At 70.1% G+C, this 23,905-nt stretch carries 22 protein-coding genes and 1 tRNA gene; 9 read left to right on the top strand and 14 right to left on the bottom strand.

Annotated elements, in window-relative coordinates; translation table 11 throughout:
• Positions 1–328: 328 nt before the first annotated feature.
• The 3 genes from ACFXOM_RS27735 to ACFXOM_RS27725 form a co-directional block, all read right to left on the bottom strand.
• Positions 329–1,126, bottom strand: coding sequence for a DUF6227 family protein (locus ACFXOM_RS27735; RefSeq protein ID WP_384938896.1), 798 nt, complete (start codon positions 1,124–1,126; stop codon positions 329–331).
• A 154-nt stretch (positions 1,127–1,280) separates the two neighbouring features.
• Complete coding sequence (locus tag ACFXOM_RS27730) at positions 1,281–2,345, bottom strand: P1 family peptidase (RefSeq protein ID WP_384938898.1); 1,065 nt, start codon at positions 2,343–2,345, stop codon at positions 1,281–1,283.
• A 77-nt stretch (positions 2,346–2,422) separates the two neighbouring features.
• Complete coding sequence (locus ACFXOM_RS27725; RefSeq protein WP_385039766.1) at positions 2,423–3,622, bottom strand: low temperature requirement protein A; 1,200 nt, start codon at positions 3,620–3,622, stop codon at positions 2,423–2,425.
• Positions 3,623–4,204: 582 nt separating this feature from the next.
• On the opposite strand from ACFXOM_RS27725, the gene ACFXOM_RS27720 reads away from it, so the two are divergent.
• Positions 4,205–4,408, top strand: a complete 204-nt coding sequence (locus tag ACFXOM_RS27720) for a hypothetical protein (RefSeq protein WP_384938902.1) — start codon at positions 4,205–4,207, stop codon at positions 4,406–4,408.
• A gap of 124 nt (positions 4,409–4,532) precedes the next feature.
• On the opposite strand, the gene ACFXOM_RS27715 is transcribed toward ACFXOM_RS27720, so the two are convergent.
• From ACFXOM_RS27715 to ACFXOM_RS27695, 5 genes are all read right to left on the bottom strand, one after another.
• Entirely contained in the window at positions 4,533–4,793 is a 261-nt protein-coding gene (locus ACFXOM_RS27715) for a hypothetical protein (RefSeq protein ID WP_384938904.1), read from the bottom strand.
• 940 nt (positions 4,794–5,733) lie between these two features.
• Complete coding sequence (locus tag ACFXOM_RS27710) at positions 5,734–6,585, bottom strand: S-methyl-5'-thioadenosine phosphorylase (protein WP_385039764.1); 852 nt, start codon at positions 6,583–6,585, stop codon at positions 5,734–5,736.
• Positions 6,586–6,711: 126 nt separating this feature from the next.
• Positions 6,712–7,041, bottom strand: coding sequence for an FmdB family zinc ribbon protein (locus ACFXOM_RS27705; protein ID WP_384938908.1), 330 nt, complete (start codon positions 7,039–7,041; stop codon positions 6,712–6,714).
• Between the two features lie 68 nt (positions 7,042–7,109).
• Entirely contained in the window at positions 7,110–8,336 is a 1,227-nt protein-coding gene (locus tag ACFXOM_RS27700; RefSeq protein ID WP_384938910.1) for an MFS transporter, read from the bottom strand.
• 590 nt (positions 8,337–8,926) lie between these two features.
• Complete coding sequence (locus ACFXOM_RS27695) at positions 8,927–10,477, bottom strand: potassium/proton antiporter (protein ID WP_384938912.1); 1,551 nt, start codon at positions 10,475–10,477, stop codon at positions 8,927–8,929.
• Between the two features lie 195 nt (positions 10,478–10,672).
• Here ACFXOM_RS27695 and ACFXOM_RS27690 point away from each other — a divergent pair, with 195 nt between their 5' ends.
• Entirely contained in the window at positions 10,673–13,486 is a 2,814-nt protein-coding gene (locus ACFXOM_RS27690; RefSeq protein ID WP_385039761.1) for a penicillin acylase family protein, read from the top strand.
• 64 nt (positions 13,487–13,550) lie between these two features.
• On the opposite strand, the gene ACFXOM_RS27685 is transcribed toward ACFXOM_RS27690, so the two are convergent.
• Positions 13,551–14,144 (bottom strand): 5-formyltetrahydrofolate cyclo-ligase, encoded by a 594-nt coding sequence (locus ACFXOM_RS27685; RefSeq protein WP_384938916.1) that lies wholly within the window; start codon positions 14,142–14,144, stop codon positions 13,551–13,553.
• A gap of 95 nt (positions 14,145–14,239) precedes the next feature.
• On the opposite strand from ACFXOM_RS27685, the gene galU reads away from it, so the two are divergent.
• From galU to ACFXOM_RS27650, 7 genes are all read left to right on the top strand, one after another.
• Positions 14,240–15,142, top strand: a complete 903-nt coding sequence (galU, locus tag ACFXOM_RS27680) for a UTP--glucose-1-phosphate uridylyltransferase GalU (protein WP_384938918.1) — start codon at positions 14,240–14,242, stop codon at positions 15,140–15,142.
• Positions 15,143–15,321: 179 nt separating this feature from the next.
• Positions 15,322–16,638 (top strand): gephyrin-like molybdotransferase Glp, encoded by a 1,317-nt coding sequence (gene glp, locus ACFXOM_RS27675; RefSeq protein ID WP_384939064.1) that lies wholly within the window; start codon positions 15,322–15,324, stop codon positions 16,636–16,638.
• A gap of 55 nt (positions 16,639–16,693) precedes the next feature.
• Positions 16,694–17,185, top strand: a complete 492-nt coding sequence (gene moaC / locus ACFXOM_RS27670) for a cyclic pyranopterin monophosphate synthase MoaC (protein WP_384938920.1) — start codon at positions 16,694–16,696, stop codon at positions 17,183–17,185.
• An 86-nt stretch (positions 17,186–17,271) separates the two neighbouring features.
• Positions 17,272–17,772: a molybdenum cofactor biosynthesis protein B gene (locus tag ACFXOM_RS27665; RefSeq protein WP_384939066.1), complete on the top strand. Its 501-nt coding sequence runs from the start codon at positions 17,272–17,274 to the stop codon at positions 17,770–17,772.
• 17 nt (positions 17,773–17,789) lie between these two features.
• The gene (locus tag ACFXOM_RS27660; RefSeq protein ID WP_384938922.1) at positions 17,790–18,395 is read left to right on the top strand and encodes a GNAT family N-acetyltransferase; all 606 of its coding nucleotides are present in this window, start codon (positions 17,790–17,792) and stop codon (positions 18,393–18,395) included.
• A 141-nt stretch (positions 18,396–18,536) separates the two neighbouring features.
• Positions 18,537–19,586 (top strand): gephyrin-like molybdotransferase receptor GlpR, encoded by a 1,050-nt coding sequence (gene glpR / locus ACFXOM_RS27655; RefSeq protein ID WP_384938924.1) that lies wholly within the window; start codon positions 18,537–18,539, stop codon positions 19,584–19,586.
• Between the two features lie 85 nt (positions 19,587–19,671).
• Positions 19,672–19,745: transfer RNA gene (locus tag ACFXOM_RS27650), tRNA-Ala, on the top strand.
• Positions 19,746–20,251: 506 nt separating this feature from the next.
• Here the strand turns inward: ACFXOM_RS27650 and ACFXOM_RS27645 are convergent.
• The 5 genes from ACFXOM_RS27645 to ACFXOM_RS27625 form a co-directional block, all read right to left on the bottom strand.
• The gene (locus tag ACFXOM_RS27645; RefSeq protein ID WP_384938925.1) at positions 20,252–20,524 is read right to left on the bottom strand and encodes a hypothetical protein; all 273 of its coding nucleotides are present in this window, start codon (positions 20,522–20,524) and stop codon (positions 20,252–20,254) included.
• Between the two features lie 269 nt (positions 20,525–20,793).
• The gene (locus ACFXOM_RS27640) at positions 20,794–21,552 is read right to left on the bottom strand and encodes a YwqG family protein (protein ID WP_385039758.1); all 759 of its coding nucleotides are present in this window, start codon (positions 21,550–21,552) and stop codon (positions 20,794–20,796) included.
• Positions 21,553–21,726: 174 nt separating this feature from the next.
• Positions 21,727–22,020 carry a DUF4265 domain-containing protein gene (locus tag ACFXOM_RS27635; protein WP_384938929.1) on the bottom strand — a complete coding sequence of 98 codons (294 nt, stop codon included), beginning with the start codon at positions 22,018–22,020 and terminating at the stop codon, positions 21,727–21,729.
• Between the two features lie 58 nt (positions 22,021–22,078).
• Positions 22,079–22,684 (bottom strand): DUF6461 domain-containing protein, encoded by a 606-nt coding sequence (locus tag ACFXOM_RS27630; RefSeq protein WP_385039755.1) that lies wholly within the window; start codon positions 22,682–22,684, stop codon positions 22,079–22,081.
• A gap of 513 nt (positions 22,685–23,197) precedes the next feature.
• Complete coding sequence (locus ACFXOM_RS27625) at positions 23,198–23,767, bottom strand: SMI1/KNR4 family protein (protein WP_384938933.1); 570 nt, start codon at positions 23,765–23,767, stop codon at positions 23,198–23,200.
• Between the last annotated feature and the right edge of the window lie 138 nt (positions 23,768–23,905).

The following is a 23,905-nucleotide window of genomic DNA, read 5'->3' as shown; positions in this document are numbered from 1 at the left end:
TGGGGGTGCGGGAGGGGGGGGGGGGGGGGGGGGGGTGGGGGGGGGGGGAGGGGGGGGGGGGGGGGGGAGAGGGGGGGGGGGGGGGGGCCCCCCCCCCCGGGGCCCGCGCGCGTGCCAGACGCGAGCCCGTCAGCGGCGTCGCGTGTGCCGACGGCGAAGTGCGCCGTCGGCGACCCGGTAAGTACCCGGTACCCGGAACCGGCCCGGCTCCCCGTGCATCACGGTCTGTTTGCCTCCCTACCTGCGTCCTGCAGGCCGCGGCCTCGGGGAACCGGGCTTCGGGCCCGTGCCGTGACCGCTCGCTGCACCCGCTCGTGGGGCCCGGGCGTCAGCGCACCCGTGCGCGCAACTGCATCGCCCGGCGCGCCGTGTTCTCCTCCGTGTACACCTCGCACATGTGGCGGCCGTCCGGTGTGGCGGTGTGCTCCACCTCCCACAGACTCAGCTCCCTGCCGTCGAGCAGCAGGAAGGCGTGCTCGTACAGCGTGAAACCCGCGTCACGCCCGTCTGCCGTGCACTGGCGGCCGAAAGCTTGGCTGATGTGGTGCGCGAAGGCCCCCCGCAGTAGCCGCGCCGTGTCCGCTCCGGGCCGGTCCGCGTTCTCGGCGCGGCGCAGCAGCCGACGAGCGTGGTCCGCTGAGTCATCGGGCACATACGCGGGCGACGGGGCGGACGACGGAATAGCCAGCAACCGCGCCAGCAAGTCCATCTCGTCGTCGGCGGCGCCGGAGCACTCGTCGTAGGCAGCCCCGGATATGGAGGCGATGCCAGCCGGGTCTCCGGGATCCACACCGGTCGGCAGGTCCTGATGGGCCGTGCGCAGTCGGGAGGCGGCGAGCCGGGCCTCCGCCTCCTCGGCGTAGAGCTCATGCTGCTCGGAGTCTCCGCGGCCGCCGTTGTGCACGAGCTCCCAGAGAGTCAGCGAGGAACCGTCGGCCAGTAGGTAGGCGTGTCGGTACGTCCGGCGGTGCACGTGCGCGCTGTGGTGCGCCGAGTGCAGCGAACTGGCGTGCGCCAGCGCGGAACCGAGCCGGTCGACCGTGGTGTCGGGAAGGTCGAAGGAGTTGAGTGCCCGACCCAGGAGCCGCTCGAGGTGCGTCTCGGTTGTCTCGTACGGATCGTTCAAGGGGGATCTCCAGGCCGTTGCCACATGTCACTTGATGACTGCTTAACGTAGTCCCTGGGTCGGACATCGCGTCCCCAGTTCGGGAAAACGCACGAGGCACCGGGCGGAGTTCCGCGCGCACTCACGCGCCCCCTCAACTCCCTTGTGCCGCTGGTCAGTCGAGCTCCTCATCCTGGTGGTCGCCGCGTCCGTACAGGTCACCGTAGGACGGGAAGTCGCCGCCCGGCCCCGCTACGCTCCGGGCCGTGAGCACGGCGCGCACGATGGCCCGCGTCACGACGTCCGCGCCCGCTGCGAGGACGGTGTTGAGGGCGAGCGGGTGGGTGCCCAGCTGCCGGGTGCCGGTAGCGAGGGCGAAGACCGTGTCCCCGTCGTTGAGGAGGTGAACGGGGCGCACCGCCCGTGCGATGCCGTCGTGGGCGGTGCCCGCCAGCTTGTGCGCCTGGGCGCGGTTCAGCGCGGCGTCGGTCGCCACCACGGCGAGGGTGGTGTTCAGCGGCGTGGGGTTGCCGTGTTCCAAGGCCCCGGACAGCCGCCTGAGGGCTGCCGCGTGGACCTCGGGTGGCGGGGCAGCGGACCGATCACCGGTGAAGTGCTGCCCGTACAGCTCACCGCTGTCCGGGTCGAACGCGGAGCCCACCGCGTTGACCGCGACCAGAGCGGCGACCGTGGTCCCGTCGGCAAGGACCGTGCTCGCCGTACCCACACCGCCCTTGAGGCCGCCCACGACCGCACCGGTACCCGCACCGACCGCACCTTCCTCGACCGCTGTGAACGGCTCAGTGAGCGCGGCCGCTTCCACGGCCGCGCGTCCGGTCGAGGCATCGGGCCGGGCACGCCAGTCACCGCCGCGGCCCAGGTCGAAGAGGCAGGCGGCGGGGACGACCGGCACGACGTGCCCGCGATCGGGTCCGACCGAGACCCCTCGCCCCTGCTCCTCCAGCCACGCCATGACGCCGGATGCGGAGTCCAGCCCGTAGGCACTCCCACCGGTCAGCACGATCGCGTCGATGCGCTGCACCAGGTTTCGGGGGTCCAGGGCGTCGGTCTCCCGGGTCCCGGGTCCTCCCCCGCGTACGTCGACCGCAGCGACCGCCCCGCCCTCCGGTGCGAGGACGACCGTGGTGCCACTCAGGGCCCCCTCCCCGGGCAGCTGGGCATGACCGACCCGTAGTCCCGCCACATCGGTCAGTGCGTCGTTCAGTGCCTTGTCCGTCATGAAGTCTGGGTATCACGTCCATCCCTCCCGTGACCGAGCGATCCGTTCACCTCCGCTGCCTTACGCGAACGCCCTGATCACCCCGCGGCGGGCACGGGCCGGCTCCTCGCGGCGAGCGTTTCACCCACCGCAACCGTGGCCGCCGCCACCATCCCGGCCGCGAGCACCGCCCACTCGCCCGCGAAGGTGCACGCGAGGATGACCAGTGCCGAGACCGGCAGGATCATCTGTTGTAGAACGCCCCTCTTGAAGTGCCGCGCGTGCAGCAGCCAGACGGTCAGCAGGAACAGTGCTGCGGGCGTGGTGACCGCGGCGGCCGCGGCGGTCATCGAGACGTGGGACTCGTGCACGGCCGTCTCCACCGCCACTTCCAGACCCGCTCCGATGGCCGCGGCAGACGCGTAGATCACATAGTGGCCGTAACCCCAGAGGAACGCCTGTCTGCTGGAGGTCAGCCGGTCGTGAGCCGGCACGGCGAAGTAGATCCACCACGCTGCGAACACGAGCAGCAAGCCACCTCCTGCGATGGGAGCGAGCGAGGCGAGTTCCGCGCTCACGTCCAATGCGGAACGCACCGCCGTAGACGCCGCCAGGATCGACTCGCCGAGGACGATGATGGTGAACAGGCCGTACCGTTCGGCGATGTGGCGGGCGTGCCAGCTGGTCGCCAGCGACCGTTCGGCGATCAGCGGGACCGCCAGCTCCGCCAGGGCCATCACCAGGAAGACCCAGTACCGCGCTCCCTCGGGGAACACGAGCAGCCCGATCCAACCGATCTGGCACAAGGCCACCCCGACTGCGTACCGGAGGGCCGTCCCACGCTCCGCGCCACGTGTCGAGGCGGCAACTCGCAGCCACTGCGCGATGAGCGCGATCCGCATCACCACGTAGCCCAGCCAGACGACCACGAAGTCGTGGCTGGTGAAGGCTCGCGGGACGCCAGCCGCGAGGATCAAGACACCCGTGATCTGAATGAGCGTGACCACGCGGTACGGAATGTCGTCGGTGTCGTAGGCGGAGGCGAACCAGGTGAAGTTCATCCACGCCCACCAGATGGCGAAGAACACGATCGCGTAGTTGAGGACGCCGTTCCCGGCGTGCCCTTCGCCCACGGCATGGACCAGCTGCATCCCGGCCTGGGCCACGGCGACCACGAAACAGAGATCGAAGAAGAGTTCCAGAGGGGTTGCGACACGGTGGGCCTCGTCGCGCCGGCGGGCCCGCATGCGGCGCCGCCCGCTCCGGCCCGAGCCTGTGGAGGAGGAAGGGGACGTCATACCCCCAGCACAGCAGAGCGATGGGGTGGGAGTTGCGGGACGCGCGATCCCGTGCGCTCTCCCTCTGTCGTCCGCCCTTTGTCTTCCTCGCCCGCGCCTGGGCACCGTGCGGGTGGAACGCCACCGTCCAGGAGCTCGGGCGGGCCAGCGGTGCCTGGCCGGGCCCCCTCGGCACTCCGCCGCCCAGAACTCGTCCGGCCACGGCGCAGACAAACGAGCGGTGCATCCGCATCCTCCGTGCCTCGATGGTCTGCCGTCTGCATGGGAACGGCATCAATGGCCCGTAAACGATCACCTCGCAGTCGACGGCAGCGCCCCTGCATCTGAGGAATCCCCACCCGGATCGCACTGATCCCGACGCCCGGAGTAGCCGTCGATGCCCGCCCGGTGCGTCCGTGGCCCCGGGACGGCACCGGAGGGAACCGGTGCCGGAACGGCGTCCGGCGGGGACCGTGATCGCGCACCGCGGAACCGAGCTGCCACAGCGGTGTGCGCTTGGCTCGTGCGTCTGCCCCCGAGCCCCCCGATGCGGAGGGACGCCGGGCACGCCGACCGGAGCGACCCGCCACGTACCCTTGGCCTATGAGCACCGCCCCCGGACCACGCGATGCGCAGGAGCCCCGGCGTTCCCCTGCACCCAAGCCGGAATTGATCTTCGGCGACCCGCTGGAACAGCAGTCCTCGGACGATACGGACCGCGGATGGGGCGAGCGCCCGTCGACGGGCAGTGACAGCGCCGCCGATCTGGCGCGCTTCCTGGACGAGAAGCCGCCCCACCACATGTGACCCCGCTCCCGCGCGGTGCCCGTGCCCCCGCGGCCGTACCTCCGGCCGGACCGGGCGCGGACCGTCGAGTCCCAGCAGATGACGTGTGTCAGGAACAGCGTCTCCGGCAGTGCGCCGGGGCGTCTCAGCACAGGGTCACCGCCAGCCGTGACGTCGCTCCCGCGCCGGCCAGTGTCGCCGCGACCTGACGCGGCACCGACAGCACGACCAGCGCACCGCCTTCCAGAGCGGTTTCCCGCGCCCGTGGAACGGCGGTCACACGGGCACCCGTAGCGAGGATCCTCGCGTCGGAGCCCGTGTCCACAGGCGAGTTGACTGCCGCGATCACGTCCACACAATCGCCGGGCTCCAGCAGCCGGACCGTCTCCGCATCCGCGATGCGCACGGGTGCGGACACCATGTCCACCGGAGGGGGCGCGTGCCGGGGGCGAGGGGCGGGAACGCCCCGTGGCTCCGCGCCGACCGGTGCGCGTGGCCCCCAAGCAGCCAGCGCGGTGGCCGACACCGCAAGCCCGGCCGCCAGCAGGCGACGCCTGCGGCGCAGAGCGCGCCTCAGGCGCGTGCGCTGCCACTGATGACCGCCGCGCACCATCAGCGGGGCGAACACGGGCACCGAGCGCGGCTCGGGCGCCGGTGCCGGTGGGAGGACCGTTGATCGAGGGCGTTCGTGCCCGCAGTGAGAGCGCGTCATCGCCGGAACCGCCTGTCGGTAGGAGAACGTGCGGGCCGCCTGTGACCCGTACCGGACGCACCCCACGATCCCCGCCCTCAAGCCGCCTCGCTGCGGCCTGTGGACCAGTCCCTTTTTGTGGACAACTCGCTCACCCGTGAGGGTGGTGCCTCCTGATCCCCGACCCGTTGGCGCGGAGCGCCCCCCGTGCATCACGGCGCGGGCCTCCGATCCCACTCCACCGGGGCCGAACAGGTGCTGCCCGCGGCGGGAAGCCCATGCTCGGCGGCACGGCATGCCCGGTCCCGGTCAGGCCCGGACGGCACGGGTCCTTCATCGGCCGGCTGGTGACCGCACGCGCCCGATTTGGCCCGCCTTCGCCTGCTCGTGTTCGCCTGCTCGTGTCCGGGCGGGCCGCCTTCGCCCAGGCCCCGAGCCCCCGCGCGCGAGGCCGTTTTCGGCCGGGCATGCGTCCGCACAGGGTGGTTCAGGCGATCGCCCCCCCGATCCGGCACGCGACCCGTCTCCGCCACGAGGCCAGCCCGACTCTGCCGGGGCCCGGCCCGTCTCCGTCCCGGCCCGAGCCACCCCCGCCGGGCCCAGCCCCGAGCGACGGCCGGCGCCCCCCTCCTACGTCAGGGTGACAACCGTTTTCCTACGGCAGGGTGATGCCCGTTTCCAGGCCGCTGAGCGCGCTCGTGCACATGCAGTCCCGGTCCTCGGTCGCCGGCAACGCCGCTACCGCGTCGAACAGGACGTCCCGCAGGCGGTCGACGTTGGAGGCGAAGACCTTCAACACCTCCTCGTGGGAAACGCCTTCGCCGGCCTCCGCCCCCGCGTCGAGGTCTGTCACCAGCGCCATCGACGCGTAACACAGCTCCAGTTCCCGGGCGAGGGCGGCCTCGGGATGCCCGGTCATGCCGACCACCGACCATCCCAGCGACGCGTGCCAGCGCGACTCGGCGCGGGTCCCGAAGCGGGGCCCCTCGACCACCACCAGGGTCCCTCCGTCGACCGGCTCCCAGCCCCGTCCCCGGGCAGCGCTCAGCGAGGCGGCACGCCCCGACGGGCAGTAGGGATCGGCCAGGGACACGTGGACGACCTTCGGCACCTCCCCGTTCGCCAGGGGCTCGCCGTCGAAGTACGTGTCGGTGCGGGACTTCGTTCGGTCCACCAGTTGGTCCGGCACGAGGAGCGTTCCCGGGCCGTACTCGGGCTGCAGCCCGCCCACGGCGCAGGGGCCGAGCACCTGGCGAACGCCCACGGAACGCAGCGCCCACAGGTTGGCGCGGTAGTTGATGCGGTGCGGTGGGAGACGGTGGCTGCGGCCGTGTCGCGGCAGGAACGCGACCCGGCGGCCGGCGATCTCGCCGAAGAAGAGGGAATCGCTGGGGCTGCCGTAGGGCGTGGGAACCTCGACTTCGGTGACGTTCTCGAGGAACGAGTAGAAACCGGAGCCGCCGATAACGCCGATCTCCGCCTGCTGGGCGCTCTGTGCTGTGGCCATGGCGATCACAGTAGTGGTGCCCGAACGTACGACGGAATGCAGCCAGGGCCCTACCGTCCGGAAACGGTCGGGCCCTGGCACGGGGACAGCACGGTGGAGCGGCCGGTCAGGCCGCTCGGTGTCGGCTCAGGCAGCCGTCGTACCGCTGCCGGAGGAGGAGCTCGATGCAGCGGGCTTCGCGTCGGACGTGGACGACGAAGACGACGAGGAGTCCGAAGACGACGAGGAGTCCGAGGAGGACTTCGCCGAGGACGAGGACGGCGCGCTGCTGGACGACGCACCGCGGCTGTCGTTCCGATAGAAGCCGGAGCCCTTGAAGACAATGCCGACCGCGGAGAACACCTTCTTCAGGCGTCCCTTGCAGCTCGGGCACTCGGTCAGGGCGTCGTCGGTGAACTTCTGCACCGCCTCGAGGCCCTCGCCGCACTCGGTGCACTGGTACTGGTAGGTCGGCACTTGTCTTCCTCCTGGCACTCTTACTCAGTGAGTGCTAACGATGGTCCATAGTGACGTATTCCGCCGGATCAGTCCACCGCCAGCGGCTCTCGGTGACCGACACCACGTGCGACCGTACGGCTGGCCCGAGGAGGGGAGAGTCGCGAGCGCAGTGCCACCAGGGTGACGAGGGCGAGCGCGGTGCCGACCAGCGGTACGAGGAAGCCGGCGGCGGAGCCGTGGGCGTCGGCCAGCCGTCCGGCGAACGTCACCGCGGCGGCCTGGCCCAGCGCCACCGAGCCGGTGAGCCACGTGAAGGCCTCGGTGCGGGCCGACGCGGGGACGAGCGGCTCGACCAGCGTGAACCCGGTGATCAGTGCGGGCGCGATGCACAGGCCCACGAGCATGCCGAGGCCGGCGACCAGCACGACCGAGTGTGCGGCCCACAGCAGGGACGCGGCGACCGTCAGACCCGCGTAGCCGATCACCAGACGCCGTCGCGGCCCGGACTTCCAGGCGATGGCGCCGACGGCGATGCCCGCAAGCATGTTGCCCGCGGCGAAGAGCCCGTACAGCAGCCCGTTCATGCCGGGCTGCCCGATCTCCTGGGTGAAGGCGGCCAAGGACACCTGCATGCCGCCGAAGACGGAACCGATGCCCAGGAAGGCCACGGCAAGGACGCGGACGCCGGGTACGGACAGCGCCGACGTCCGCGCCCCCAGGTCGCCTGCGGTGGGGATGCCGTGCGGTGGCTGGGTGCGGCGCTGGGCCGCGAACAGCAGTCCGCCGGCCAGCGTGAGGACACCCTCGGCGATCAGGCCCGCGGCGGGGTGGATGCCGGTGCAGAGCGCGGTGGCCAGAACCGGGCCGACGACGAAGGTGAACTCGTCGGTCACGGACTCGAAAGCGGCGGCCGTGGACATCAGGGGGGTGCCCCCGAGCCTGGCTGCCCAGCGGGCCCGGACCATCGGACCGACCTGCGGGACGGATGCCCCGGTCGGCACCGCCGCGACGAAGAGTGCCCACATGGGAGCGCCCGTGAGCGCGAGCGTGATCAGTGCGGCGACGGCTGCGGCGTGCACGATCACCCCGGGGACCAGCACGGCCCGCTGGCCGAAGCGGTCGGCGAGCTTGCCGCTCTGCGGGGCGAAGAGCGCCATCGACACCCCGGTGGCCGCGGCAACGGCACCCGCGCTCCCGTACGAACCGGTGGTGTGCTCCACGAGCAGGACGATGCCGATGGTGAGCATCGCGAAGGGCTGCCGGGCGGCGAAGCCGGGGAGCACGAACGTCCAAGCTCCAGGGGTGCGGAGCAACTGCCCGTAGCCAGGGCGCCGAGCGGACGGCCTCGGGTCCGGCCCGGCCGCGGGGACGCCGGACGGCGTGGCCGGCGAACCGGAATCGGGCGCGTCGGCAACCGACGCAGCAGACGTGTCAGAAATGACCGTGGATGCCACGGCCCGTGCCTTTCTGCCGCCTGGTGGCGCTCCCCTGGGTGTGGGGAGCCGCCGAGAGCTGTCCTCTTGCGCGGAACTGCGGTAGATACCGGAACCCACTCGGGTGGACGCTCGGCCGCCATACGGTCGCGCCAGCTCTGCGTCAGGCAGAGTTGGTCGATCAGTGTGCCTGCATGATACAGGGAGCAAGCTCGGGCTGCCTGTGAAATGGATGACCATCGGCATCTGGGCCTGTGAATCCCGCGGCTGCGATCGATCAGCGCTCGTGCGCTGCTCGCCGTCGGGCGGAGTTCATGACCTCGTGGTGCGCTGCCCCCGTCGCGCAGATCGTCACCGCGGCAGGTCCGTCCGGCAGCCGGTCGACGTCCGGACGGGCCCGTCCAGCCCGGCCGCCGGATTGTTCCGGCGGGGCTCGACCGCTCGGAACCCGGACCCTCCGGCAGGTCCGGTCAATGGGACGTTGACCCTCCGGTGCCCAGCCAACCGGCCAGCTTCCCGCCCTGCCCCACAGCCCGCAGCCGTGCTTCGGCCGCGTCCCGCACCGGGTCCGTGGCCACGACCAGCAGTTCGTCCCCACGCCGCAGCACGGTGGCCGGCAGCGGTACGAAGCTCTTGCCCTCGCGCACGACGAGCGTGACCGCGGCCCCGGCGGGGAGCCGCAGCTCCGCGACCTCGACCCCGTGCATCCGCGAACCCTCCGGGATCGCGACCGACAACAGGTGTCCGCGCAGCCGCTCCAGGGGGGCCGACTCGATGCCCAGGTCGGCGGCCTCCGGCCCCTCGCCGAGGCGCAGCGCCTTGGCGACCCAGGGCAGGGTCGGTCCCTGCACCAGCGTGTAGACGACGACCAGCACGAAGACGATGTTGAAGATGCGCTGGCTGCCCTCGATGGCGGACACCAGGGGGATGGTCGCCAGGATGACGGGGACAGCTCCGCGCAGACCCGCCCACGACATGAGCGTCTGTTCCTGCCAGGGCCTTCTGAACGGCACGAGACTGATGACCACCGACAGGGGTCGGGCCACCATCGTCAGGACCAGCCCGATGGCGACGGCGGGCCAGAAGTCGCGCACGAGCTCGTGCGGCGTCGCGAGCAGCCCGAGCAGGACGAACATGCCGATCTGGGCGATCCAGCCGAGTCCGTCCGCGAATCCGCGGGTCGCGGGCCAGTGCGGCAGTCTGGCGTTGCCGAGCACCATCGAAGCCAGGTAGACGGCGAGGAACCCGCTGCCGTGGGCGATGGCGGCGGCGGCGTACGCCGTCACCGCGATGGCCATGACGGCGATCGGGTACAGGCCGGAGGCGGGCAGGGCGACGTGCCGGAGCCCGTAGGAGCCGAGCCAGCCGACGGCGAGGCCGATGGCCGCGCCGATCGCCAGTTCCAGGGTGATCTTGCCGAGCAGCACGTACCACTCGTCCACCGGGCCGACCGTGGAGAACGCGACGACGAGAATGACGACGGGGGCGTCGTTGAAGCCGGACTCGGCCTCCAGGGTGCCGGTGATGCGGGCCGGTAGCGGAACCCGCCGCAGGACGGAGAAGACCGCGGCGGCGTCGGTCGAGGAGACGACCGCCCCGATGATGAGTGCCTGCCGCCACTCGAGTCCGACCAGGTAGTGGGCTCCGGCGGCGGTGACGCACACGCTCACGGCGACGCCGACGGTCGACAGCACGACCGCCGCGGGCAGCGCCGGTTCGATCTCCTTCCACTTGGTGCCCAGGCCGCCTTCGGCCAGGATCACCACGAGTGCGGCATAGCCGATCACCTGCGTCAGTCCGGCGTTGTCGAACTTGACGTTGAAGATGCCGTCCTGCCCGATGGCGACCCCGATGCCCAGGTAGAGCAGCAGGCTGGGGAGCCCGCTCCGGGACGAGACGCGTACCGCCGCGACGGCGATCAGCAGGACGAGCGAGCAGATGAGCAGGAGTTCATTGAGCTGGTGGACAGTCAGCGGCCGATCCTTCCCCTCTCGGTTGCCTTCGGACCATTCCTCCGGCAAGGGACACTTCGTTACCTTACCTAATCTTTAACGATTTCTTGATGCTCCTCGATGTCGTCGATCTCCTGTTCGAGAAGTCGTTGTTGATATCGGTTGGTCCTATCGCGTTACTGATACCGCGTCCGGACGCGCTGGGCGCTGCGCCTATCGTTGCTCCAGCACTCCCAGGACCACCCTGCCCCTCGAAGGACAGCGATGCCCTCCAACACAACCGCCTCCTCCGCCGAGAAACCCGGCAAGAAGAAGGGGCGACGCGCCCGACTGATCGTGCTCGCCCTGGTGCTGGCGCTGATCGCGGGAGTCGGGGGTGGTGCGTACTGGAGCATCAGTACCGTGCGCGCCTCGTTCCCGCAGACCACCGGGACGATCAAGCTCAAGGGGCTCTCCGGCCCCGTCGACGTGAAGCGCGACGAGAACGGCATCCCCCAGATCTACGCCGACAGCGACGAGGACCTGTTCCGTGCCCAGGGGTTCGTCCACGCGCAGGACCGCTTCTGGGAGATGGACGTTCGGCGCCACGTGACAGCGGGCCGGCTGTCCGAGATGTTCGGCTCGGGCCAGGTCGAGACCGACGCCTTCCTCCGTACCCTCGGGTGGCGCCGGGTGGCGCAGAAGGAGTACGACTCCGTCCTGTCTGCCGACACCAAGAAGAACCTCCAGGCCTACGCGGAGGGCGTCAACGCCTACCTCGACGGCAAAGAGGGCAAGGACCTGTCCGTCGAGTACGCCGCTCTGGGCCTCACGAACGACTACCGTCCCGAGAAGTGGACGCCGGTCGACTCGGTTGCCTGGCTGAAGGCGATGGCCTGGGACCTCCGCGGCAACATGCAGGACGAGATCGACCGCTCGTTGATGACCAGCAGGCTCGACGAGAAGCAGATCAAGCAGTTGTATCCGGCCTACCCGTACGAACTGCACCAGCCGGTCCTGCCCGACGGCGGCACCCGGAACGGGAAGGAGGACGGGGGCGGTTCCTCGTCCTCGTCGGGGTCCGACGGGTCCGCTGGGTCCGACGGGTCCTCGGGGGCTTCGGGTTCGTCGCCGTCTTCGGGTGGGTCGGCGGGCCGCAACCCGGGCGGCAGCTCTTCCGGTGGTGGCGGAGACCAGGGCGTTCAGACGCAGCTCTCGGCCCTCTCCGACCGCCTCGACGTGATCCCGGCGCTGCTCGGCCCCAATGGCAACGGCATCGGATCGAACTCCTGGGTGGTCTCGGGCGCGAACACGACAACAGGCAAGCCGCTACTCGCGAACGACCCGCACCTGGCGCCGCAGCTGCCCTCGATCTGGGCGCAGATGGGCCTGCACTGCCGTGCGGTCTCCGCGAAGTGCCGGTACGACGTGGCCGGCTTCACGTTCTCGGGCATGCCCGGTGTGGTCATCGGCCACAACCAGGACATCGCCTGGGGCTTCACCAACCTGGGCGCCGACGTCACCGACCTCTACCTGGAGCAGGTCACCCCGACCGGATACCGGTCCGGCCGTGGCGTCAAGCCCTTCACGGTCCGCGACGAGACGATCAAGGTCGCGGGCGGCAGCCCCGTCACCATCACGGTGCGCGAGACCGAGCACGGCCCGTTGCTCTCCGATCGCAGCGCCGACCTGGAACGGGTCGGAGAGCGGGCGCCCGTCAGCATCCCGGCCCCGGACCGCGGGCCCGGGTACGGGGTGGCACTGCGCTGGACGGCCCTGGATCCCGGCAAGTCCATGGACGCCGTTTTCGAGCTCGACAGGGCGAAGGACTTCAAGGGCTTCAGGGCCGCCGCGAAGCACTTCGAGGTTCCGTCGCAGAACCTCATCTACGCCGACACCAAGGGCAACATCGGTTACCAGGCCCCGGGGAAGATCCCGGTCCGCGCAAAGGGCTACGACGGCACGATGCCGGTGCCCGGATGGAATCCGGCGGCGGGGTGGAAGGGGTACGTCCCGTTCGACGAACTGCCTTCCGAGTACAACCCGAAGCGCGGCTACATCGTCACCGCCAACCAGGCCGTCGTGAACGCGGACAAGTACCCGTACCTGATCACCAAGGACTACGGCTACGGCTCGCGCAGCCAGCGGATCAACGACCTGATCGAGTCCAAGGTCAAGGACGGCGGGAAGATCTCGACGGACGACATGCGCGCCATGCAGATGGACAACAGCAGTGAGATCGCCAAGCTGCTGACCCCCTACCTGCTGAAGATCGACGTCTCCGACCCGTACGTGCGGGAGGCGCAGAAGCTGCTGGAAGGCTGGGACTACACCCAGGAGCCCGACTCGGGGGCGGCCGCGTACTTCAACGCGGTATGGCGCAACGTCCTGAAGCTGGCCTTCGGCGACAAGCTCCCCAAGGAGCTCCGGGTGAAGGGCGAGTGCCTGAACGTCCGGCCCGCGGACCAGACCGGCCCGGTCGACGACCTGAACAAGCTGGTGCGCGAATGCGGGCAGCGGGATGCCGACTCGGCACAGCCCGACGGCGGCGACCGCTGGTTCGAGGTGGTCCGGGGACTGCTGAAGGACGAGAAGAGCACCTGGTGGAGCTCGCCGCAGAGCCGCAGGAACGAAGCCGTGACCACCCGCGACGGCCTGCTCAAGCACGCCATGGTGGACGCCCGCTGGGAGCTGACGGCCAAGCTCGGCAAGGACGTCTCCAGCTGGAGTTGGGGCCGGCTGCACCAGTTGACGCTGCGCAACCAGACGCTGGGCACGGAGGGGCCTGGCTTCCTGAGGATGGCGCTCAACCGCGGTCCGTGGAACCTCGGCGGCGGTGAGGCCGCGGTCAACGCGACGGGCTGGAACGCAGCCGGCGGCTACGGCGTGATCTGGGTGCCGTCGATGCGGATGGTGGTCAACGTCGGTGACTGGGACAAGTCGCGGTGGATTAATCTGACCGGGGCCTCCGGTCACGCGTACAGCACGCACTACACCGACCAGACCGAGAAGTGGGCCAAGGGCGAACTGCTGGACTGGGCCTACGGCAAGCAGGCGGTCGACGCGGCGACGCAGGACGCGTTGGTGCTCAGGCCCTGAGCCCGGCGGCGGGGCCGCCGGGCGGGTGCGCCATGCGGCCCGTGCGGCGGCCCGCGCGCTGAGCTCAGCCGCTGAAGCGGCGGACGCCCTCCGGTGTCACCACCGCGTGAACGGGGTGGTCGTGCGGTTCCTCCGGGACCCGGGCGACCACCTCGTTCGCGTAGAGGAGCACGACGAGGGTCGGTGTCGCCGACGCCGCCTCGATCCGGGCCAGCACCCGGTCGTACGAGCCGCCACCGCGGCCGAGCCGCATGCCCCGCTCGTCCACCGCGAGTCCGGGGAGCAGGACCGTGTCGGCCTCCAGCACGGCCCGGTGGCCGAGCAGTGGGCCGTCCGGCTCCCGCAACCCGCGCCGTGCGTGCACCAGGTGCTCGGGACCTCCGTACAGTGCCCAGTCGAGGTCGTTGTCGTCCAGGAGAACGGGGAGGAGCACGCGTACGCCTCGGGCGCGCAGTTCATCAAGCAGCGCGCGAGTGCCTGGTTCACGCCCCACGGACACATAGGCGGCCACCGTTCCGGCCGAGGCGAGCTCGGGAAGCCGGAGCGCGTGCCGGGCGAGAACCAACGAGGCCTCCCTTGCGTCTTCTGGTGACAGGAGGCGGCGTGCGTCGAGCAGTTCGCGGCGCATCGCAGCCTTTCCGGACATGTCGGTCGTCATGATGCCTCGCTAAAAACTCTCTTATCGGCTTTTATGAGGGGGAAGTTAAGCGGAGCCTCATCTTCTGCCCATACGTTCCGGATAGGGTGCTCCGCATGACTGAGTACCACCCCAGGATCAGCAAGGCTGTCATCCCCGCAGCAGGCCTCGGCACCAGGTTCCTGCCGGCGACGAAAGCCACCCCCAAGGAGATGCTGCCTGTCGTCGACAAGCCCGCTATCCAGTACGTCGTCGAGGAAGCGGTGGGTGCGGGTCTCTCCGACGTCCTCATGGTCACCGGCCGCAACAAGCGTCCTCTCGAGGACCACTTCGACCGCAACTACGAGCTGGAAGAAGCGCTGAGCCGCAAGGGCGACGCCGAACGCCTCGCGAAGGTCCAGGAATCGAGCGACCTCGCGACCATGCACTACGTCCGCCAGGGCGACCCCAAGGGTCTCGGCCACGCCGTCCTGTGCGCCGCCCCGCACGTCGGCGACCAGCCCTTCGCGGTCCTGCTCGGCGACGACCTGATCGACCCGCGCGACCCGCTGCTCTCGCGCATGGTCGACATCCAGGAGCGTGAGGGCGGCAGCGTCATCGCCCTGATGGAGGTCGAGCCCTCCCAGATCCACCTCTACGGGTGCGCGGCCATCGAGTCCACCGGCGATGAGGACGTGGTCCGCGTGACCGGTCTGGTCGAGAAGCCCGACCCGTCCGAGGCGCCCAGCAACTACGCCATCATCGGGCGCTACATCCTCGACCCGGCCGTCTTCGAGATACTCCGCAAGACCGAGCCGGGCCGCGGCGGCGAGATCCAGCTGACCGACGCCCTCCAGAAGCTCGCGGCCGACGAGAAGGTCGGCGGCCCCGTACACGGCGTCGTGTTCAAGGGGCGCCGCTACGACACCGGCGACCGCGGCGACTACCTGCGTGCCATTGTCAGACTCGCGTGCGAACGTGAAGACCTGGGCCCGGACTTCCGGACCTGGCTCCGCCGTTACGTCACCGAAGAGATGTAACACCCGACCAGCACGGGAGAAGTGGCACCTTGAGCAGCACGGCAACTCCGGGCGCGGGCTCCGACGCGGGCCCGGGCACGTCCACCCCGTCCGAGCCCAGCGCCCAGACGGGCCCGACACCCGCCGGTGGCTCCCCGACCAGAGCCGGGTCCGGCGGCCCGTCGGGCAGCGGCGGTTCGGTGTGGTCGGTCGACGAGCACCTAGCGGACGTCCTCGGCGCGATCCAGGCGCTCGAACCGATCGACCTCCAGTTGCCCGACGCCCAGGGCTGCGTGCTCGTCGAGGACGTCACCGTCCCGGTCGCCCTCCCGCCGTTCGACAACAGCTCGATGGACGGGTATGCGGTCCGTGTCGCCGACGTCGCGGACGCCAGCGAGGAGTCACCCGCCGTCCTCACGGTCATCGGCGACGTCGCCGCGGGCAGCGGCGGGCTGCCCGGCGGAGCGGAGGTTGGCTCCGGACAGGCTGCGAGGATCATGACGGGTGCCCCCCTGCCGCGCGGCGCCGAGGCGGTCGTCCCCGTCGAGTGGACCGACGGGGGAGCGGGTGCAGGAGCAGCCACGACCATGCTTCCGGCCGCCACGGGTCCCGAGGGCTCCGGTGGCGAGGTCCGGATCCACCGGCCGGTCGAACCCCGAGCACACGTCCGGGCACGCGGCAGCGACGTCCAGGCGGGAGACCTGGCCCTGGCGGCGGGAACCGTCCTGGGCCCGCCGCAGATCGGGCTTCTCGCCGCCATCGGCCGCGGCACGGTCCGCGTCCGCCCCCGCCCGCGGGTCGTGGTGCTCTCGACCGGCAGCGAACTGGTTCAGCCCGGGGAGGAATTGGGCGAGGGCCAGATCTACGACTCGAACAGTTTCGCGCTCGCCGCCGCCGCCCGTGACGCGGGAGCCATCGCCTACCGGGTCGGCGCCGTCACCGACGACGCCGACGAGCTGCGCGCCACCATCGAGGACCAGCTGATCCGCGCCGATCTGCTCATCACGACGGGCGGCGTCTCCGTCGGGGCGTACGACGTCGTCAAGGAGGCGCTGACACACCTCGGCGACGAAGCGGAGCGGGAGGGCGAAACGGAGCCGGACCACAGGGTCCACTTCCGCAAGCTTGCGATGCAGCCGGGCAAGCCCCAGGGCTTCGGCACGATCGGCCCGGACCGGACGCCGCTGCTCGCACTGCCGGGGAATCCCGTCTCCTCGTACGTCTCCTTCGAACTGTTCGCCCGCCCCGTGATCAGGGCGCTGATGGGGGTGGCGGACCTGCACCGCCCGCGCGTGCGGGCCGAGCTGCGCACGGACCGGACGTTGTCCTCGCCCGCCGGGAAGCGCCAGTTCCTCCGCGGTGCCTACGATGCCGGGGACGGCACCGTCACTCCCGTCGGCGGCGCCGGATCCCACCTGGTCGCGGCCCTCGCCCAGGCGAACGCGCTCGTCGTGGTCCCCGAGGACGTCACGAACGTGGCGCCTGGCACCGAGATCGAGGTGGTCCTGCTCGGATGAGGGCGCGGCCGTGGCGGTAGCGTGTCTCACCACACAGTGACCGGGAGCCACAGCAATGAGCGCGCAGCAAGGACTCACCCACCTCGACGACGCGGGCGCCGCACGTATGGTCGACGTCTCCGGCAAGGACGTCACCGCGCGCACGGCCAGTGCCAGCGGCCGGGTCCTCGTCTCGCCGCGCGTCGTCGCACTGCTACGAGGTGAGGGGGTTCCCAAGGGGGACGCCCTCGCCACGGCCCGTATCGCCGGGATCATGGGGGCCAAGCGCACCCCCGAGTTGATCCCGCTCTGCCATCCGCTGGCGGTCTCCGGAGTGAAGGTGGACCTGTCCGTCGCCGACGACGCCGTCGAGATCCGCGCGACGGTGAAGACCACGGACCGCACGGGTGTGGAGATGGAGGCACTGACCGCGGTGTCGGTGGCCGCGCTCACGGTCGTCGACATGGTCAAGGCGGTGGACAAGGCCGCGGTCATCACCGACGTCCGGGTCGAGACGAAGAGCGGTGGGAAGTCCGGAGACTGGTCCCGCGAGGGAGCCGGGCGGTGAGCCCCCGCGCGGGCGAGGTGCACGGCCACCCCCACCCTCACCACGAGGCCGCGGACGAACCACCCGCCCGGACAGTCGGGCGCGCCCTGGTGGTGACGGCCTCCAACCGTGCCGCTGCAGGCGTCTACGAGGACAAGGGCGGTCCGCTGCTCGTCGAAGGCCTCACGGGCATGGGCTTCGAGGTGGACGGCCCGAGAGTGGTCCCCGACGGCGACCCCGTCGAGGCCGCGCTGCGCGACGGGGTCGCCGCTGCGTACGACGTCATCCTCACCACCGGCGGCACCGGCATCTCGCCCACCGACCGCACTCCCGACGCCACCCGCCGGGTACTCGACTACGAGGTCCCGGGCATTCCGGAGGCGATCCGTGCGTACGGCCTTGCGAAGGTCCCGACGGCGGCGCTGTCCCGGGGGCTCGCCGGCGTCGCGGGCCACACGTTGATCATCAACCTCCCCGGATCCGCCGGTGGTGTCCGCGACGGGCTCGCGGTACTGGGCGGGCTGTTGCCCCACGCCGTCGACCAACTACGCGGCGGCGACCACCCGAGACCCGTGGAGACGGCAGGTCCTCCCGGGAGCCCCCGCTGAACGCGCCCTTCTGGCCCGTGGTTCTGACGGACGGTGATGTCACCCTCCGCCCCATAAAGCTGCGCGACCAGCGCATGTGGCGTGAGGTGAACCGTCGCAACCGGGACTGGCTGCGCCCGTGGGAGGCCACCATCCCGCCCCCCGCCCCCGGCGCTCCGTTCGCCCAGCGCCCCACCTACCGCCAGATGGTCAGGCACCTTCGGTCGGAGGCCCACGCCGGTCGGATGCTGCCGTTCGTGGTGGAGTACCGGGGCGTGCTCGTCGGCCAGCTGACCGTTGCCGGGATCACCTGGGGGTCGATGTGTTCCGGCCACGTCGGCTACTGGGTGGACCGTGACGTCGCGGGCCGCGGAGTCATGCCCACGGCCGTCGCCCTTGCCGTCGACCACTGCTTCAGGACCGTCGGACTGCACCGCGTCGAAGTCTGCATTCGCCCGGAGAACGTGCCCAGCCGCAGGGTCGTCGAGAAACTCGGATTCCGCGAAGAGGGACTGCGCCCCCGCTACCTCCACATTGACGGGGCCTGGCGTGACCATCTGGTGTTCGCGCTGACAGCCGAGGAGGTCCCGGACGGTCTGCTGCGCCGCTGGCACCGAGCACGGTCCGCACATCCCAAAAAATAAAATAATTGTTCGAATTAGCGGGTGCTCGATCGCCTGGCGATCTGAAGAATCACAAAAAAAGTCAGTGGTATCAGCCAGATCGTGCGACACACCGAGCCAATTGGCCGATGCCCTGGCGCCAATCCCTCTACGGTGTTAGACGTGAGCAGCAGCGGCCTCATCTACGCAGTCATCGTCGGAGCCTGGGCCGCCTACTTGGTGCCGATGTGGCTCCGCAGGCAGGACGAGCTCAACGAAGCCCGACCGACGGAACGCTTCAGCACCGCCATCCGGCTGCTGTCCGGACGGGCGGGCATGGAGCGCCGGTACGCCAAGGAGCTGCGGGAGCGCACCGCCGAGGACCCGGCGACAGGCGACGCCGACCCGGACGCGGAGACGGACCGATTCGATTCCGTCGACGTCCGGGCGTTCGCCGCGCCCCGCACCGAGGCGCGCGCGCCGGTCCCGGTCCCGGTCTCGGCCCAGGCGCGCGGCGCCCGCCCCCGGCGCCCGGACGGTGCAGCCGCAGCGGCGCGCGCCCGGCGCTCGAAGGTACTCGCCCGGCGGCGGCGCACCACCGTGATCCTCTTCCTCATCTTCACCGTCGGCTCGATCGTCGCCGCGGTCGGCGGGCTCGGCTTCCTCTGGGCTCCCGGCATCCCGGCGGTCCTGCTGAGCGCCTACATCGCGCATCTGCGCGCGAAGGAGCGGCGCCGCTTCATGTACGTCATGGACCGGCGCCGTGCTGAGGCGGCGGCCCAGCGGCTGCGCGAGAATCAGCCGCGCCACCAGCCGCCCGCCGCCGCGCAGCCGAAGGAGGCCCCTGAGGAGCGGGCCCCCGAGCCCGAGCCGGCTCCCGCTCTCTCACCCCAGGAAGCGGGACGCCGCGCTCTCGTCGAGCAGACCGACCACGCGGAGTGGGTCGACCAGCAGCGGGACATCGGCCCGGCGCGCGGCGACAGCTGGGACCCGGTGCCGGTGCCGCTGCCGACCTACGTCACCGCACCGGTCGCCCCGCGAGCCACCAGCGGTATCGACGTCACGGACCCGGAGACCTGGAGCTCGGCCCGCTCCTCCACGGCCGAACCCACTCCGCCCCCGGCCTCGGCGACTCAGCGCCCCACCCCTGCGCGCAGAGCGCGCGACCGCGGCCGCACGCCGCTCTTCGACCAGTACGCGGACGAGGACCGGCCCCGCGCGGCCAACGAGTGAGACCTGCGAAACCGCTCCCCGGCTGACCGGCGGGAACGGATTTCCAAGCACCCCGATCGGGATGCTAAGGTTTCACTCGTTGCAAGGGCCTGTGGCGCAGACTGGTAGCGCACCTCGTTCGCATCGAGGGGGTCAGGGGTTCAAATCCCCTCAGGTCCACAACAGGTCAGAGCCTCTGCCGGAGCAATTCGGTAGGGGCTCTTTCGTTCTGTACAGCAGCGAAGTACAGCAACGACATACGGTCCGGCACGTCCAGGTGCTTGCCCGAGCTTCCGCAGAGCCTTGTACATCGCCTCAGACGGGATGTGCGTGTAAACCTCCACCGTTGCCGCGATCTTGCTGTGCCGGAGGATCTGCATCGCGATCCGTGGGTGCACATCGAGACCGTGAGCAACGACCCGCAGGGGTGTCGGGTGTCGTGCCGCCTGATGCTGCGGACTTCGGCGGGAGTGGACCGGGCAGCGACAGACCGGTTGGCAGTCTGCGGCTCAATCGGGCTGCGGAAACGCGTCGTGAACACGAAGTCGGACTCACCGCACCTGTTGCCCGCTGCACCACAGCCTGAGCCTCTTCCTGAGCTGGAGCGCGGGGCAGTCGCATCCGGGGTCGTCACGGAGGCGGACGGACAGCACCAGACCTCGAGGACACCTCCGTCGACGTCATCCTCACCGACCGACCAGTTCCTTCCGCAGGTCCATCGGCCCGAACCGACCCGCCAGGAACTCGGTGACGGGACCTACCGAACGCCAGCGATCGCTCGTGAGCGACGTCAGCGCTGGGCAGCAAGGGCGCGACAAGCTCGCCAACTCCTCCGCCGCATCGACGTCGGCGCCGGCCCGCTCGAGGACCAGGCCGTCCTGTGTGAAGACGCGCAGCACCTCCCTCGATGGACCGCTGCTGAAACCGCCGTGGGCACGGGCCACATGGGCCACCCGCATCTGCTGACTCCGAAAGAACGGCTTGAGAGCCCTCCGCTCGTACCCGCTGTAGACGGCCAGCGAGAAGACCTGCCACCCCCCTCCACTCAGGGGCCATCGACTGCCGGCCGTGCCGGAAGCTCGACGGAACGAACCGGGAGTGGGCGTGGACGCGCACTGCCGTCAGACGGCGCCCCATCCCGGACAGCTCGTCCGCGGCGGCGCGGGCAGCGCCCTCACTTGGCAGGCTCGGTGTGTACTGGACTCCCCAGGCGGGAGGCCGGCTGCCATCAGCTGCACTGCCAGGTGAACATCGCCCGGTCGAAGCGCAACTCGGCCAGATCCTCCGGGCGAATCAGCCAGTACAAGGCTCCGGCATCGCCCCACATCATGTCCGCGGAGTCCTCGGTGTCGAACTGGGCCAGCAGCACCCAGCGGCCCGCCTCCCCGGACAACCGAGGGTCGTCCCAGGACACTCCGACGTCCAGGACCGCCTCCGCGATCTCGATCTCGACGGGATTCTGCACGGAATGAGGGTGGCCGCCGATCTGATGCCCCACCTTGCCGTTGAACTCCCACAGGGCGTCGAGGAACTCCTGAGAGCAGACGGGATGGTCGTAACGATTCCCTAGCGGGGCACCCGGGGCGAAGGCGGCCCGTACGGACGGATGCCAGGGCTCGGTCGCCGTCATCTCCACCCGGGCGGTCAGCGGCACCTCCGGATACGGTGTCAGCCCGGCAGGCGCCTCACGCTCCGCCACTTCCTCCTTGGCCGCCACGTAGAGCACACGGGCGCCTGCCCAGCTCTCCCGGTCCCCGGCCAGAACAAGGGCCTCACCGTCGTCCAGTTGACCGTCGAAGTAGAAGAACAGCAGCGTTCCCGCCTCGGGTAGATCGATGTCCAGCGCAGCCGTCGGCAGACGCGTGCAGTCGATCGAGGCGACGAAGGAGAGCGGACCATGCCCCTCCCACACCGGCCACTTCGCGGTGGCCGGCAAGGCTGGGAGGCCGCCGAGCCGACCCACAGCGCCGTCAGTGTCGGTTGCCACGTCAAGACGCACGCCGGGGCGAAGTAGACCAAGCCACCTCTCAGAATCCTCGGGCGGCAAATGCTGCGTGGCGAGGGATCGGAGGGCCTCTCGGGAACCATGTGCCATGCGCCTGATCATCCACGGTGCCGCTGACAGAGACCGAGGCGGCCCTCCCGCTGCACACGCGGCAGATCAGTCCATGGCTGTGGGCCTCCAGGCAGCGGTAACGCACCCTTCTTCCCAGTGCCACCAGCCCTCCGTCGCACCGTGTTCCAGGAGCCATCGGACCCGCGGCAGGTCCGCCCGCGGCGGGACATCCGGTGCGACCATCCGGAACCTCTCGATGCCTTCGCCTGTCGTGCCGAGCCGCGGTGCCGTCGCCGAGGGCCACGGCCACAGGCTCTCGACGCTCGCCGGCGGCCAACCGTCTTCGTCGATGTCCACCCGGGAGTGGACCTTTACATGGCCGTCTCTGACGTTCGTCACGGCGCCATCATCCACGCCGCGTCCATGTGATCGGATGGGGAAGTGCGGACGGAAGAGGTCACCAGGTCTGGGCGGTCGTGCAGGTGAACGTCGTGTCCTGGAGCAGCGTCGGAGTGATGGCGACGCCGGTCAGGTGCTCTGCCAGAGCGAACGCTGCTGGCGAGGAAAGATCAGTTTTCGGGGGCTCCTCCTCGAGAGGGAAGCCGATCCGCTGCATGACGTCGAGGAGTTCGTCAGGTGAAGTGCCCCACCGGTCCTCCGGGAATAGGGGGTCGAAGCACAGTCGCAGGACACGGTCCTCCGCCCAGAGGAACGTTCCGACGGCGTTGACATTGACGAAGTGGGAGACCCAGCGTGCCCCGGCGGAAGCAGGCACGGCTCGATCTTCGGTGACCCCGAGGTAGCCGTTGGGCTCGATGAGCAGCGTCCAGGAACCGACCGTCGTCATGGCGACCAGTTGGCGATCGCCGCGCTCCAGGTCGTACTGGGCGAAGGCGGCGTCGACGACTGCGTCGATGCCCCGTAGCGGCGTCTCCGGTCGCCCTTCGAGCCGGGACGCCACCTCAGCGGGCGACAGACCCCGCACCAGGGTGAAGCAGTACGCCTCGGCGATGTCGGGAAAGTCGCTTTCGAACCACGCATAGTCCGCTCCGGTCTTCGTCATGCCGCTCATCCTTGCCCCTGGGGCTGACAACGGAGAAGGTCGGCTGGCCGGGGTGCGGGAAACGATCTCCGTCGGCTTGGGAAGCGGTCTTCGGACGGTAGTCGGGCCCGCCCACGAGGAGTTCGTCAGCGTTGCCTGTGCTGCGCGATCCGCTGCAGCGTCTCCCCGGCGGCGTCGCGCCTCTGGTTGAGCGCTGCGAGGTCCTTGCCCAGCACGTTCGCCTCGGCGCGCAACGCGCGCTCCTCCCAGTCGTTCGAAAAGCTCGAACTCGGACATCACCGACCACCTCCTGACGTCGGCTTCCGCTGTGTCCGGCGGAAAGTACGCCGCCGGACCTCGGCACGCTTAAGGCACCCACCTGCCGGGCATGGGTGATGGGGGTCCGATACTCATCGCCGGGTCGGGTGGCCCTGCGGCGGGCGATGAAGGCGCGATGGGCATCGATGGTCTCGTCCGGGTAGATCGCTGATGGTGGAGTCGGGTATCGGAACTCTCCGAATGCCTCGATCGAGGTCACATCCCGCGGTCAGGGCCGTGCCAGGGAACTGGGCGGTCCTCCGGGCTCATGGGCAAGTGCAGGAGCTTGACTGGTCCGGGGTAGAAGTACGTCCCGTTGGGATGGATGCCCTCCTCGCCGATGAGATGGCGGTACAGCCACTCGGCGAAGCCCACGGGGTGTTCCCAGTAGCCGCCTTCGTCCCGGTCGTGCACCACCATGCTCCAACCAGGTGTCCGCGGGCTGCGGCTGAGGAAGACGTGGAAGCCAAAGTCGGTCGACAGCGCGGGGATCAGGACCCCCTCAGCACCGGTGTCCGGGTGTGGAAGACCGTCCCAGTCGGCGTCTCGGAATGCTTGCTCGGTCTGTCGGATACCTTCCAGGAGGTTCCATCGTGTGGTTGCCGGGTGGTTGAAGTAGAGATGACTGTTGACCACGAGCGGTGCGTACTCGTCGATGAACTCCTTGTACTCCCCCGGGAGTTCTGTGCCGATCTCTGCCTCAACGTGAGCCCAGCTCTCGGGGTCGGCGAAGCGTCGACCTCCGGGCCCTAGCATCGCGAAGACGGCAGACAGATGGTCGGTCATGGGTTGCACCTTTCGTTCGGGGTAGGAATCGTAGGAAGATCGACGCGGTGCTGCATCACGTCAGTGCCCTCCAGGGAGTGTGTTGTCTCCTGCGCTGGTCATCGAGGACCATGTCGGGGCTGGTCCTTGGCCGCCGGG

Source organism: Streptomyces sp. NPDC059169 (assembly GCF_042755225.1).
Classification (GTDB): domain Bacteria; phylum Actinomycetota; class Actinomycetes; order Streptomycetales; family Streptomycetaceae; genus Streptomyces.
The sequence above is the reverse complement of the archived record's forward strand: the minus strand, read 5'-3'. Positions and strand labels throughout refer to the sequence as shown.